Below are 12,627 nucleotides of genomic sequence, written 5' to 3'. Positions count from 1 at the left end.
CCGCTCCTACAAAGATCGCGCCAACCCAACATGATGTAGATCAAAAATAAAAAGGCACAATATGTAGTGCCTCTTGTGTTTTGCCGCTACACTCCCCTCCCGTAAAGAGGACACCTGATTCCGTGAACGGACGCGCGAAAAGCCGGTCGAAATTTTACCCTCGTCCGTAGGACTCGCGCCCCCGATCAAACACGAATTCCGGTATACTGCGGCCCCTCTGAAAAGGGCACCCCATCCATGTCCCTGGCCCCTCCCCGAGGCCTGGCCAGGCGCGAATCCAGATGTAACGAGAGTCAGCCTCTCGAGCTGACCATTTGCCCTTTGGCCGTGCGTCAGGCACCACATTCTTAAAATCCAACCGGTTGCCTTCAAGGCGACCCTCAAGCAGGAGCTGATTACCATGCTGAGCTGGGACGAATTCGACAAAGAAGACGGCGAAGTAGCCGCCAAGGGCACCACCCCCGCACAGGCCGCTGCCGCCGCCACCCTGGACAAGCTCGACAGCGCCGGCGGTGCCGCCGCCCTCGAAGCCCGCGCCGCCACCGCCTCGGACTCCGACGCGGTCAAGCGTGCCAAAGCCGCGCTGGATGCCCTGGACGTCGCCGAAGGCCTGGCCGAACTCGAAGGCTCCTCGGCCCGCGTCGCGGTCGATGAAAAGCGCATGATCAACTGCCGCGCCGACCTGAACCAGCTGGTTCCGTTCAAGTACGACTGGGCCTGGCAGAAGTACCTGGACGGCTGCGCCAACCACTGGATGCCGCAAGAGGTCAACATGACCGCCGACATCGCCCTGTGGAAGAGCATGGACGGCCTGACCGAAGACGAGCGCCGCATCGTGATGCGCAACCTCGGCTTCTTCTCCACCGCCGACTCGCTGGTGGCCAACAACCTGGCCCTGGCCGTGTACCGCCTGATCACCAACCCGGAGTGCCGCCAGTACATCCTGCGCCAGGCCTTCGAAGAGGCGATCCACACCCACGCCTACCAGTACTGCATCGAGTCGCTGGGCATGGATGAAGGCGAGATCTTCAACATGTACCACGAGATCCCATCGGTCGCTAAAAAGGCCGCCTGGGGCCTGAAGTACACCCGCGCGATCTCCGACCCGGAATTCAACACCGGCACCGTCGAGACCGACAAAGAGCTGCTGCGCAACCTGATCGCCTACTACTGCGTACTGGAAGGCATCTTCTTCTACTGCGGCTTCACCCAGATCCTGTCGATGGGCCGCCGCAACAAGATGACCGGCGTTGCCGAGCAGTTCCAGTACATCCTGCGTGACGAGTCCATGCACCTGAACTTCGGCATCGACGTGATCAACCAGATCAAGATCGAGAACCCGCACCTGTGGGACGCCGCGATGAAGGAAGAGGCGACCCAGATGATTCTGCAAGGGACTCAGCTGGAGATCGAATACGCGCGCGACACCATGCCACGCGGCGTGCTGGGCATGAACGCGGCGATGATGGAGGATTACCTCAAGTTCATTGCTAACCGTCGTTTGACTCAGATTGGTCTGAAGGAAGAGTATCCAGGGACTACCAACCCGTTCCCATGGATGAGCGAGATCATGGACTTGAAGAAAGAGAAGAACTTCTTTGAGACTCGGGTGATTGAGTATCAGACCGGTGGGGCGTTGAGCTGGGATTAATCGGTTTCCCTACCAAAGGGCTGCCTTAGGTCTAATGCAAGTCAGTTAAGCCAATGGGGCCGCTTTGCGGCCCTTTCGCGGCACAAGGCCGCTCCTACACGACCGTGCAAACCGGCATTCACCGGGCTCACGCGGAAATTTTAAGAGCGGCCTTGTGCCGCGATGGGCTGCACAGCAGCCCCCAATAGCTTGACTGACAGACATTGCCTCAGGCAGCCTTTTTTACAAATCAGGGATAATCTCTCCCACACTCTTCCCGTGAATAATCAACAATTGCTTCATGGATCAAATCCTGCAAATCCTTAGAGTAAAAGTCTCGCATCCCTATCTGAAAATGCGCACTCTTCAAGTAGACGGCATGATAGACAAGCTGAGCTTTAATCACTTGCCCCCATCGCCACTCAGAGCCCTTTAACTCCAATATTTGCTCGGCAGAAAACAGCATAAACGCTACAAAATTTTCGTACTCTTCATACTGCTTTGGCGATTTCTTGATTTTCTTCAGCCCTGCCTCTCCGCCGTAGCAAGATTGAGCCGAAATTTCCGGATGCTGCATAGCCAGCGATATATACTCTTTATAGATATCATTTGCTGACTGCGTTTTGGACTCCCGCAACTGGAGTGCGGCAGACCACTTTGACTCTTGCAACTGTGACCATGCCACCACCGCCGCCAAAACTGCTACCAACAATGCTAAAACTGCACAGAGAGCAGTTATTTTTTCTGGCAGTTTTCCTTCAGTGCTTGGCCTGAAAAAAACAATCAAACCACCCCCCAAAGAAAACAATATAAGAACAGCCACCGCAACATATATCACATCACAAAAATTCAAAACCGCCTCCCAGTGTTAGCCTTGCACCCGGTAGTCAATAAACCAAGCACACCCGATAAAAACAGAAACTTCCTACAAGGATATTATTGAAACCTAGTGACAACAAGGTTTAGTCTGAACCCGGCGCCTAAGAAACGCCTCACGTAGCGGTCATTCCGCCCCGATAGATGCGGATTTTTTGTGCCTGTGGTCTAATCCTGCGCGCAAAAAATGTGTTATGTCGGGAGTGGACCAATACAAGACCCGAAAGGGGAATACGTCCGGCCTCTACGTGGGTTTTCTTAACTCCCGACACCCAGCCCTAAGAAAGCTGGCAATCACGTAGAGGTAAAGGAAATGCCTACCGAAACTAGCGTTCACAGGCCTTTCGCACATGCGTCTCGCCTGCTCCAATCCCTCAGGATCCAAGGAGGCCAGCCATGACTGACCTCCACGCCCCCACCCTATTCACCCGCCACAACCGCCCTCTCCACACCCTCTGGCTCGAATCCCAAGCTTGGTTCTGCGCCCACGAACTCGGCCGGATGACCGGGCACTTCTTCGACGCACACTGCCTGCGCAAGCTCGACCCGGACCAGCATCGCACCGTGCGCCTGCTGCGCTACGGCCAGTACCAGGACACCAACATGGTCAGCGAGTCCGGGGCCTATACCTTGCTGGCACATCACCATGTTCCCGAGAACCGCCACCTGCGGCACTGGCTGACCCATGAGGTGGTGGCGGTGCTACGCGATGGGCAAGGCTCGGGGATGGATGACCTGCCGCGCCTCGGCAGGATGTGCTGGCCCGGTGGGCATACGGCGAGTTTGTTGTACTGGCAGAGCGAGGCTTGGGTACGGATGCGGGACATGCCGGTGGTAATGGCGGGGGAAGCGCCTTTGGCCGTGGCGGTGAAGCGCAAGCTGAGCTGGAAGGAATGTGCGCAGCGGGCGTTGCGCTTGCACGGGGTTGGGGATTGAAGATCCCAGTGGCGTACTGGGGCCGCTTTGCGGCCCATCGCGGGGCAAGCCCGCCCTCATAGAACTGCACATAACTTGTTGGTTTAGCGGGGACCTGTAGGAGCGGCTTTAGCCGCGAACACCGGCGAAGCCGATGCCATGCACCGCGTCTTCTGCTTCGCGGGCAAGCCCGCTCCCACAGGGTACGCGGCGCGCTTGCAAAATCAGTTCTCTGCGCGGCAGCGCAGCCCAAAGGGCTGGGTGATCTCATACAGAAAGCGGTGATTGCAGAAGGAGGGCTTGCCCTCGCCACAAAGGGCATCGATGTGCCGGACTGGAACATGCCAGTCAGGTGGTCGAGGGAAAGACTGTTTTTGAGCATAGGACGGGGCGTGAGTCGTGCCAGATGAGCTCGTCATCTAATGCAGGCAGGCTCAGGAGAACCGATGGTAACCGAACAGAAAAAGCAGCTCAGCGATGCCGTAATCGAGCGCCTGGAACACCAGATTCCCGACATGGCAGCCAAGGCAACCCGCCTTGCCTACTACCGCGCCGTCGCCGCAGGGCAAATAAATCTAGCCCTTAGGAAATTCTCATAGTCACTTCAACGATAGAAACTCAAGGCCTGGAACTCTAGGCAAACAGGCTAGAAAAAGCCTGCTAAGCAAAGAATTCCAGGCGCTATGAGAGCCACATTCAATGACCGCAACGCTCTCAGGTCAGCTCAGGTGCTCATGACTACGCAAATGCTCGGCGAGCATGTCGATGAAGGTGCGCACCTTGGTCGAGCCGTACTTGCTCTCGCGGTGCAGGATATGGATCGGCCAGGGGGCTTCTTCGTATTCGGCCAGGATCACTTGCAGGCTGCCGGCGGCGAGTTCGTCGGCGACCTGGTAGGACAGCAAGCGGGCAATGCCCAACCCGGCGCACGCGGCGGCGATGGCGGCGTCGTTGCTGGTGACGGTCAGGCGCGGCTTCATGCGGATCAGGGTGGGATCGTCGATAGCGCCGAAGCGCCAGTCGGTGCGCGGCGACAAGGTGCCCGTGGCGATTACGCTGTGGCCTTGCAGCTCGCTGGGGTGGCGCGGGGTGCCGTGTTGCGCCAGGTACTCGGGCGAGGCGCACAGCAGGCGGCGCATCGTGCCCACGCGCAGCGCCTTGAGGCCTGAGTCGGGAAGCTGGCCGATGCGCACGGCGACGTCCATGCCCTCCTCCACCAGGTTCACCACGCGGTCGAGGAAGAACGCCGATACATCCACCTCGGGATACTGCTTCAGGTAGCGAACGATGCACGGCATGACGAACTTCTTGCCGAACAGGATCGGCGCCGTGACGGACAGGTCGCCCCTGGGCGCCGCGTTGATGCCGGCGGCGGCTTCGTTGGCTTCGAGGATGCTGGCGAGGATATGCCGGGTGTCCTCAAGGTAGCGCCCACCGGCCTCAGTCAGGCGCACGCTGCGGGTGGTGCGTTGCAGCAGCTTGACCCCAAGCTGTTCTTCAAGGGCTGTGATGGCGCGGGTGACCGCCGCCGGCGAAATCGCCAGGCGACGGGCGGCCGCAGCGAAGCTTTCCAGCTCGCCAACGGCGACGAACACCTTCATCAGGTGAATCTGGTCCATGTCGAGTCCTGAGCCACAGTGGTCGGCGGATTATCCGACATCCTGGCGCATCGGTGTGAACGCAGGCGGGGCCGGTACCGCTCAGAGATCCAGCACCAGCGCCTGAACCCCTTCCTCGACCTGGGCTGGCACCGCGCAGCAGATCAGCGCTGTGCCTTGCTCAGGCAACTCAGCAGGCGGCTTCGGGTAATGCACCTGCCCGCTCAGCACCTTGGTCTTGCAGGTACCGCACGACCCACCTCGGCAACTGAAGTCTGGGGTTAACCCGTGGCTTTCGGCCAGCGCGAGCAGCGTGCCGCTCTCCGGCACCCAACGAGCGCCTTTCGCGGAGCCTGCGAAGTACACGGGCACCGCGTCGGTGGCGGCAGGAGGCTGTTGCAGCACGGGTTGGCTGTTATCGGCATGACGGCGCAGGGTCGAGGGGCCGAAGGCTTCGGCGTGAATACGCGCATCGGGCACATGCACGCCGCGCAGTCCTTCGTAAAGGTCCTGGGTGAAGCTGGCCGGGCCGCACAGGTAGAAGTCGTAGTCATCCAGCGCCAGCGCCGCCTTGACCTGGTCGATACCCAGGCGCCCGGCAAACGTATAGTCACGCCCCTGCACGGCATCGGCTTCAGGCTGGCTCAGCGCACGGTGAATGCGCAGCAGGCCACCGGCACCGCGCTCCAGTGCCGCAAGCTCCTGCTGGAATGGCAGTTCGGCCAGCGAGCGGCCGCCATGGAACAGGTACACAGGCCGGCGCTGAGCGCTGTTCAACTGCTCGCGGAGCATGGCGATCAACGGGGTGATGCCAACCCCGGCGCCGATCAGCACGATCGGGCGCTCGCTCGGCGGGGCCAGGGTGAAGTTGCCCATGGGCAGGCGCACGTCCAGCCGGTCGCCGACCTTGAGCTGCGCATGCAGATGCCGTGATGCCGGCCCCTGGGCCTTGACGCTGATCCGCAGGAAATCATCGGACGGGGCGCTGGACAGGCTGTAGGTGCGGATCAACGGCGCCTGGCCATCGAGCAGCACACGCAGCGGAATGTGTTGGCCAGGGGTGAAACTCACCGGCAGGCCATCTTCGGGCTGGAGGTAGAACGAGCGGATATCGCGGCTCTCCTGCTCGATACGAGCCACGCGCCAGCCCAACCACTGGCGCTGGCCTTCGCGCGCTTGCAAACGCTGCTCGGCCTCGGCCCAGGTGCCGGTCGTCAGGCTGCTGGGTGCGTACTCATGGAATGCCCAACGCAGCGAAACGCCAGCCGGGCGCAGGACCCCGTGCTCGACCTGCAACGTCCACAGCCGCTCGGCGCCCTCGAAGGCAGCCGTTAGCGGGCTGTCGAGCAGCACCTCGGCGCGACCGGACAGTTGCAGCACATCGCCACTGTTGAAGTCGACGAATAGCAGGCCGGCAACTGGGTTCGCCAGCAGGTTACCCAGCGTGTTGAAATGCAGGTTGCCAGCATAGTCGGGGATGCTCAGGCAATTACCTTCGACCTTGACGAAGCCGGGGCGGCCACCACGGTGCGAGACATCCACCGAGCGCTGGCCATCAGCGTGGGTGATGTAGCTGGCGACGAAGAACGTATCGGCCTGCTCGATGATGTCGAGCGCGCGAGCATCCAGCGTGGAGGCGTCGATGCGTCCCTGCGCCGGTTCATCGACCCGCGTGTACTGGCGCAACTGGATGTACTGCGGGCAGTTGCCGAAGGCCTGCTCGACTTGCACCTGCAACTGGCTGGCAGTGGTGGCGCTGATCAGGCCATTGATGCGGTTACGCCGACGGGTGTGCAACTCGATGCCAAGCAGGCCGATGGCCGCCCCCGCCACCCAGCCGGCAGTGGCTGGGTCGTCGGACGACGGCGTGGTGCCAATCAGCAGTTGCCTGGGGTCCGGCGAGCTGACGAAGCCTTCTGGGCCTTCGAGCAGCGTCGCCCACGGTTTGCCTTGCGCGTCCACCGCGCCTGCCACCATGAACGGCAATTGCTGGTAGAACGCGCGGTGCTGGTCGGGCATGTAGTCGCGGATGACCTTCGGCCCGAACACCGCCATGCGTTCGGCAACGCCGACGTGTGCCTGCAACCGTCTTTCACCTTCGTGCCAGGGAGAACGCATGGCGGCATGCCTCGTTTGAGTAGGCTGTTACAGGGTGGTTTGCAGGCCGATCACGGTACGCGGCATCGGCACGAAACCTGGCAGGGCTTCGATACGCGCGAGCCAGGCGCGCACATTGGGGTATGGCTGCAGCGACACATTGCCTTCCGGCGCATGGGCGATGTACGAGTAATTGGCGATATCGGCGATGGTGGCCTGCTCACCCACCAGGAACGGGGCCTTGCCCAGTTCGGCCTCGATCACCTTGAGCAGGGTGTGGGCGCGGTCGATCACTTCGTCGGCGTTGAACGAGGCGCCGAATACCGTCACCAGGCGTGCTGCGGCCGGGCCGAAGGCCAGGGGGCCGGCAGCGACCGACAGCCAACGCTGCACCCGCGCGGCGCCAAGCGGGTCCTCGGGGAGCCAGCGCTCGCCGCCGTAGGCCTTGGCCAGGTAGACCAGAATGGCGTTGGAATCGGCGACCACGGTGCCGTTGTCATCGATCACCGGCACTTGGCCGAAGGGGTTGAGGGCAAGAAACGCAGGCAGCTTGTGGGCGCCCTTGGCCAGGTCGACAAACACTTGCTCGGTGGGCAGGTTCAGCAACGACAGCATCAACTCGATGCGGTGGGCGTGGCCGGATTTGGGAAAGTTATAAAACTTGATCGCGGTGGTCATGGCGCTGGCTCCGGGGGTGGGTTGCTGCGGGCTATGCTGCGCTGATTCGCTGGGCAGCAGAATCCGTACACTGCGCAATCCATAATTTCGCAAGGCGTAATAATGGGTTTGGCAGCGCCCTGAAGGCGTACACCGTGGGAGGTCATCCAGGCTGGAGGAGCTGCCGTGCTTGGCGCGCAGCGAGCAGTCTGGAGCAGGTGCCGGAATCAGCACTCACCCCTGACGATTACCGCGCGCCGTTCACTCGGCGCGGAGCCAGCCCGGCAGGTGGCCAGGCTCAACGCTGGCCTCAATCAAGGGTCAGTGGCGTTGCTGTTTCTGGTAGTGGTACAGACCCCGGGCGGCCTCGACCACCAAGGGCACGCACGCCTGGTGTTCGTCGAAACTCATCGAGTCGAGCAGCTCGAAGTTATCTTCCAGACCATGCAGGGAAATCGCCTTGAGCAAACGGTCTTGCTCTGGTGGCAACTCGTCCCACTCGGCGACCTGGGTGCCACGCATGTAGCCAAAGCACCATTCCTCGAGAATGATCGTCGGCCCATGTTCACCGTGGCCTTCTTCGAACACCGGCTCGAAGTGTTGCAGGTCCTCGCTGAGCGCTTCGGCAACCTGATTGGCGTAACGCAGCAGCAAAGCGACGTAGGCTTCCTCGTGGGCGGGTTTCTTGAACTTGGGCACCTTGCCGCCGGCCACGCTGGGCAGCCATTTTTCCGGGGTGACGGGGTTGGGGGAACTGGCCAGGGCGGTAAACAGGCCATCGAGTTCGGCCAGGTTGAGCACCGAATAGTCGTTGCCGTAGGTCATCAGCAGGTCTTCAAGGCGATCAAGTTCTTTTTCGCTGAGCGCAGGGAGCATGGGCGGGGTGTCCTAGATTGAATATGCCTGCACCCTAGCACAGGCATATGCCGGCCTGCCTGCGGATCAACGCGCCAGCCAGGTATCCAGCTCGGCCGTTTGCGCCGTACCGAGCAACAGCCAGAGCAGGATGCGGCACTTGCGCGGGCACAGCGCCCCGGCCACGCGCATGCCTTTGCTCAGCAGGTCGATTTCACCACCGGCAAAGCCGTAGGTACTGCGGGCCGTTGCTCCGCTGCCGGTGCGCGTAGCCACGATCACCGGCATGCTTCGGGCGATGGCCGCCATGTGCGTAGCCCAGTCGAGCGAAACGTGATCTGCGCCGAAACCGGCGATGACACGCCTTCGTAGTCGAGATCAGGCAGGGCTTGCAGCAGCGCAGTGTCGCCATCGAGACACGCCTCCAGCAATGCGACGCGTTGATGGGTGCGCGAGGGCACCGGCAGCGTTCGCCGAGGCGACGCTGAGTGCAGGTAGATTGGCTGCCCCTCGACCACCTCCCCTGCCGGCCCGTGACCTGGCGACGCGAAGGCCGCCATCGCCAGGCTGGCGACCTTGCGTACGTGCCTGGCGCAGTGAATCTGGTCGTTGATCACCACCAGCCCCCCTCGCCCTCGACTGCCTTCTCCAAGCGCCACCTCAGGCCGTCTTCACGCGCCCGGAACTGTTCGTAGAGTGAAATCCCCTGCGTCTCAATCGGCATAAACAACAGACTTTCATCCAGGGCTGCTATCCCCAGATAAGCCGGAGCCTGAAACGGTAACCCTCTGCTATCGGGCACGCTTGCGAGCCCAGCCCTGGAACGGCAAGGGGCTGGCCCTGATCGTCCACCCTGCCGTGCACCAGTTGCAAATGGTTGCTGAAACCGAAAATAGCCGTACGCAAAGGATAGAGGCAGCAGACATCGTAAAACGCTCCCCAACTACCATCGCCAATACCAATAGCATAGAAAATCGCTGACTCATCGCTCGTCATCCCCAAACCGCCGAACTCACCGGGGTTATCGGCGCGCCACCCTTTCAGTTCAGGCAGGCGAACCAAGTCGCGGAACGATAGATGATGATAGCGCTCGACTATAGCCGACCACATCGCCTGCCATCCTGCGCTGCCGTAGAACGCCGCAACCTGTTCAGCAAAGCGTGTGGCGAAACGCTGCCATTTACCGTGGACACGCTGCAGCGTGCGCGTCGGAGGCGGCGCGTCGCCGTGCGGATTCTTCCAGATCAGCAACGTAGGATCGTCGTCCTCCTCCAACTGTCCTTCACGCAAGTAGATTCCGGTGGCATTGACCCACGGGGTACCGGGTTTGGAAAGTCCGAAAGGGTCAGATCGAACAACTCGGCGTAATAGGCCATCAGTGAGTGGCCGGCCTTGGGAGGCTCGCCGGTACGGTTGAAGAATGGCATACGCATGGCTCCCATCTCGAAGGGCGTGGAGCGGTGCTGGGCACTCCACGACTTGTTCGCCACCGTCAGGTGTCGACCACCAACGCGCTGGGACTGCTCGATGAGTGTGACCCGGGTAAAACCGCAGCGCAGCAGTTCACGTGCAGCTGTTAGGCCTGCCACGCCGGCCCCGACGATACAGATACGATGTTCAGGGGCTGTGGCTCGCGCTACTCCGCCGTCTTGCTCAAGCAGTCGGCGATAGTCAAAACACAGATCTGGCGGGTTGGGAAAACGAGCAGCCCAGGGCTCGAGCTCAGAGACTGGCTCGATCGCCAGATCGGCGGGATGATTGTGAGACGACCCGATTGTCATGGCAGTGGTGCGCCTTCAATGAAAGAACGGACGCGAAGCATGGTCAATCTAGGTATTTGAGCAGCGGTAATTAAAGCTGGCGGCAAAGCAAAGCGGGGCAAGACCACTCCCACACCAGGCAACGTCATGCTGCGCAACGTGTGGGAGCGGGCTTGCCCCGCGATTTTTACGGCTACGGCTTAAACGGCCAGCGCGCGCTCACGCAGCTCGCTGTTGAGGATGCGGTCGTTTTCGCTGTAATCGACCGGGCAGTCGATCACGTGCACGCCTGGGGTCTTGATGCAGTGCTCAAGCAACGGCAGGAACGCTTCGGCGCTTTCTACGCGGTGACCGTTGGCTCCGTAGGCTTCGGCGTATTTGACGAAGTCCGGGTTGCCGTAGTCCAGGCCGAAATCGGTGAAGCCCATGTTGGCCTGCTTCCAGCGGATCATGCCGTAGCCGTCGTCACGCAGGATCACCACGGTGATGTGCATGCCCAGACGTACTGCGGTTTCCAGCTCTTGGCTGTTCATCATGAAGCCGCCGTCCCCACACACGGAGATCACTGGACGGTCCGGGTACACCAGATGCGAAGCCATGGCCGATGGAAGGCCGGCCCCCATGGTTGCCAGGGCGTTGTCCAGCAGCACGGTGTTTGGTCTGTGCGCCTTGTAGTTACGCGCAAACCAAATCTTGTAGATGCCGTTGTCCAGGGCAACGATGCCTTCGGAAGGCAAGGCACGACGGATGTCGGCAACCATACGCTGCGGGTAGACCGGGAAGCGGTTGTCGTCGGCGCCTTCGATGATCTGCGCTTCGTTGGCTTCGCGGATGGCCATCAGGCGGGTGAAGTCCCAGTGGCTGGTGTCGGTCAGGGCTTCGCTGATCTGCCAGACGGCGTTGGCGATGTCACCGATCACTTCGACCTGCGGGAAGTAAACGGCATCCACCTCAGCCGAACGGAAGCTCACGTGGATCACCTCGGTACCACCACGAACCATGAAGAACGGTGGCTTCTCGATAACGTCGTGGCCGATATTGACGATCAGGTCAGCCGCCTCGACAGCGCGGTGCACGAAATCACCGGACGACAACGCAGCGTTGCCCAGGAAGCGCGGGTGGCGCTCGTCGACCACACCTTTACCCATCTGAGTGGTGATGAACGGAATGCCAGTTTTGTCGATCAGTTGCTTGAGAACCTTGGCGGTCATCTTGCGGTTCGCGCCGGCACCAATCACCAGAATCGGGTTACGGGCATTCTTCAGCTTCTGAACAGCGGCCTCGATGGCCACGTGCTCGGCCAGGGGACGACGGTGCAGACTGCGCGGGATCGGCAAGGCGTCGGTCTGCTCAGCGGCGATGTCTTCAGGCAGTTCCAGGTGCACGGCACCTGGCTTTTCTTCTTCAGCCAGGCGGAAGGCTTCACGCATACGCGCCGGGATGTTGTCGGCAGAGGCGAACTGGTGGGTGTACTTGGTGATGGGGTCCATCATGCCGCACACATCGATGATCTGGAAGCGGCCCTGTTTGGACTTCTTGATCGGCTTTTGGCCAGTGATCATCATCATCGGCATGCCGCCGAGGTAGGCGTAGGCGCTGGCAGTTACCAAGTTGGTGGCGCCAGGGCCCAGGGTCGACAGGCTGACGCCGGTTTTGCCGGTCAGGCGACCGTAGGTTGCAGCCATGAAGCCTGCGGATTGCTCGTGGCGGGTCAGTACCAGCTTGATCTTCGACTTGCGCAGGGACTCGAGCAGATCGAGGTTTTCCTCGCCTGGGATGCCGAACACATACTCGACACCTTCGTTTTCCAAGCATTGCACAACGACATCGGCGGCCTTGGCCATCTTGCTATCTACCTCAGTTATATAGGACGTTGAAAGTCCAGACATGCGCAGCACGGTACGCTGGCATCGCTCTGTTCAGGCGCGAGGATTGCCCCGAACCTAAGCCTTGACGCAGGGTAGGTACGGGTAAGTCACGTTAATTGAAGGTAATAATTGTCGCACCCTTCCGAACGGTTGAAGAGGTACGGAACGGGCAAAAGACCTTTGCCTCGGGACGGGATATTGAAGCAGGGCGTTTTCGAGATTTCTTAGAGACGCCAGAAAGACAAAACCCCTACCTGCTCACGCAGATAGGGGTTTTGCGAAATGAATCTTGACGATGACCTACTCTCACATGGGGAAGCCCCACACTACCATCGGCGATGCATCGTTTCACTACTGAGTTCGGGATGGGA

At 60.7% G+C, this 12,627-nt stretch carries 9 protein-coding genes and 2 pseudogenes; 3 read left to right on the top strand and 8 right to left on the bottom strand.

Annotated features, from left to right (window positions below; translation table 11 throughout):
• Positions 1-400 precede the first annotated feature (400 nt).
• Positions 401-1,651: a ribonucleotide-diphosphate reductase subunit beta gene (locus ACNFIC_RS22230; RefSeq protein WP_138219672.1), complete on the top strand. Its 1,251-nt coding sequence runs from the start codon at positions 401-403 to the stop codon at positions 1,649-1,651.
• Between the two features lie 229 nt (positions 1,652-1,880).
• Here the strand turns inward: ACNFIC_RS22230 and ACNFIC_RS22225 are convergent, their stop codons facing one another.
• Positions 1,881-2,483, bottom strand: coding sequence for a hypothetical protein (locus ACNFIC_RS22225; RefSeq protein WP_416782032.1), 603 nt, complete (start codon positions 2,481-2,483; stop codon positions 1,881-1,883).
• A 419-nt stretch (positions 2,484-2,902) separates the two neighbouring features.
• On the opposite strand from ACNFIC_RS22225, the gene ACNFIC_RS22220 reads away from it, so the two are divergent.
• Together ACNFIC_RS22220 and ACNFIC_RS22215 are read left to right on the top strand one after the other, a co-directional pair.
• Complete coding sequence (locus ACNFIC_RS22220; RefSeq protein WP_416782031.1) at positions 2,903-3,442, top strand: Bro-N domain-containing protein; 540 nt, start codon at positions 2,903-2,905, stop codon at positions 3,440-3,442.
• Positions 3,443-3,867: 425 nt separating this feature from the next.
• On the top strand, positions 3,868-4,020 hold the full coding sequence (locus ACNFIC_RS22215) for a hypothetical protein (RefSeq protein WP_416782030.1): 153 nt from the start codon (positions 3,868-3,870) through the stop codon (positions 4,018-4,020).
• Between the two features lie 120 nt (positions 4,021-4,140).
• Here the strand turns inward: ACNFIC_RS22215 and ACNFIC_RS22210 are convergent, their stop codons facing one another.
• The 7 genes and pseudogenes from ACNFIC_RS22210 to ACNFIC_RS22180 all read right to left on the bottom strand — a co-directional run bounded on the left by ACNFIC_RS22210 (position 4,141) and on the right by ACNFIC_RS22180 (position 12,232).
• On the bottom strand, positions 4,141-5,040 hold the full coding sequence (locus ACNFIC_RS22210; protein WP_138219679.1) for a LysR family transcriptional regulator: 900 nt from the start codon (positions 5,038-5,040) through the stop codon (positions 4,141-4,143).
• Between the two features lie 81 nt (positions 5,041-5,121).
• The gene (locus tag ACNFIC_RS22205; RefSeq protein ID WP_416782028.1) at positions 5,122-7,137 is read right to left on the bottom strand and encodes a pyridoxamine 5'-phosphate oxidase family protein; all 2,016 of its coding nucleotides are present in this window, start codon (positions 7,135-7,137) and stop codon (positions 5,122-5,124) included.
• Between the two features lie 27 nt (positions 7,138-7,164).
• Entirely contained in the window at positions 7,165-7,794 is a 630-nt protein-coding gene (locus tag ACNFIC_RS22200) for a glutathione S-transferase family protein (protein ID WP_416782026.1), read from the bottom strand.
• A 300-nt stretch (positions 7,795-8,094) separates the two neighbouring features.
• On the bottom strand, positions 8,095-8,649 hold the full coding sequence (locus tag ACNFIC_RS22195; RefSeq protein WP_138219682.1) for a UPF0149 family protein: 555 nt from the start codon (positions 8,647-8,649) through the stop codon (positions 8,095-8,097).
• Between the two features lie 66 nt (positions 8,650-8,715).
• Positions 8,716-9,290 (bottom strand): annotated as a pseudogene (locus ACNFIC_RS22190) (asparaginase domain-containing protein); the annotation flags it as partial.
• Positions 9,290-10,409 (bottom strand): annotated as a pseudogene (locus ACNFIC_RS22185) (FAD-dependent oxidoreductase); the annotation flags it as partial. The pseudogenes ACNFIC_RS22185 and ACNFIC_RS22190, both read right to left, overlap by 1 nt.
• Positions 10,410-10,588: 179 nt before the next feature.
• Complete coding sequence (locus ACNFIC_RS22180) at positions 10,589-12,232, bottom strand: acetolactate synthase large subunit (RefSeq protein WP_138219684.1); 1,644 nt, start codon at positions 12,230-12,232, stop codon at positions 10,589-10,591.
• Positions 12,233-12,627: the final 395 nt, after the last annotated feature.

It is taken from the genome of Pseudomonas sp. NY15463, from assembly GCF_048068415.1.
Lineage (GTDB): Bacteria > Pseudomonadota > Gammaproteobacteria > Pseudomonadales > Pseudomonadaceae > Aquipseudomonas > Aquipseudomonas mosselii_C.
The sequence above is the reverse complement of the archived record's forward strand: the minus strand, read 5'-3'. Positions and strand labels throughout refer to the sequence as shown.

Bases quoted from the DNA above. Each gene is read 5' to 3' on its own strand.
- ACNFIC_RS22230 (WP_138219672.1), top strand. From the start codon at position 401: ATGCTGAGCTGGGACGAATTCGACAAAGAAGACGGCGAAGTAGCCGCC.
- ACNFIC_RS22220 (WP_416782031.1), top strand. From the start codon at position 2,903: ATGACTGACCTCCACGCCCCCACCCTATTCACCCGCCACAACCGCCCT.
- ACNFIC_RS22210 (WP_138219679.1), bottom strand. From the start codon at position 5,040: ATGGACCAGATTCACCTGATGAAGGTGTTCGTCGCCGTTGGCGAGCTG.
- ACNFIC_RS22200 (WP_416782026.1), bottom strand. From the start codon at position 7,794: ATGACCACCGCGATCAAGTTTTATAACTTTCCCAAATCCGGCCACGCC.
- ACNFIC_RS22195 (WP_138219682.1), bottom strand. From the start codon at position 8,649: ATGCTCCCTGCGCTCAGCGAAAAAGAACTTGATCGCCTTGAAGACCTG.
- ACNFIC_RS22205 (WP_416782028.1), bottom strand. From the start codon at position 7,137: ATGCGTTCTCCCTGGCACGAAGGTGAAAGACGGTTGCAGGCACACGTC.
- ACNFIC_RS22215 (WP_416782030.1), top strand. From the start codon at position 3,868: ATGGTAACCGAACAGAAAAAGCAGCTCAGCGATGCCGTAATCGAGCGC.
- ACNFIC_RS22180 (WP_138219684.1), bottom strand. From the start codon at position 12,232: ATGGCCAAGGCCGCCGATGTCGTTGTGCAATGCTTGGAAAACGAAGGT.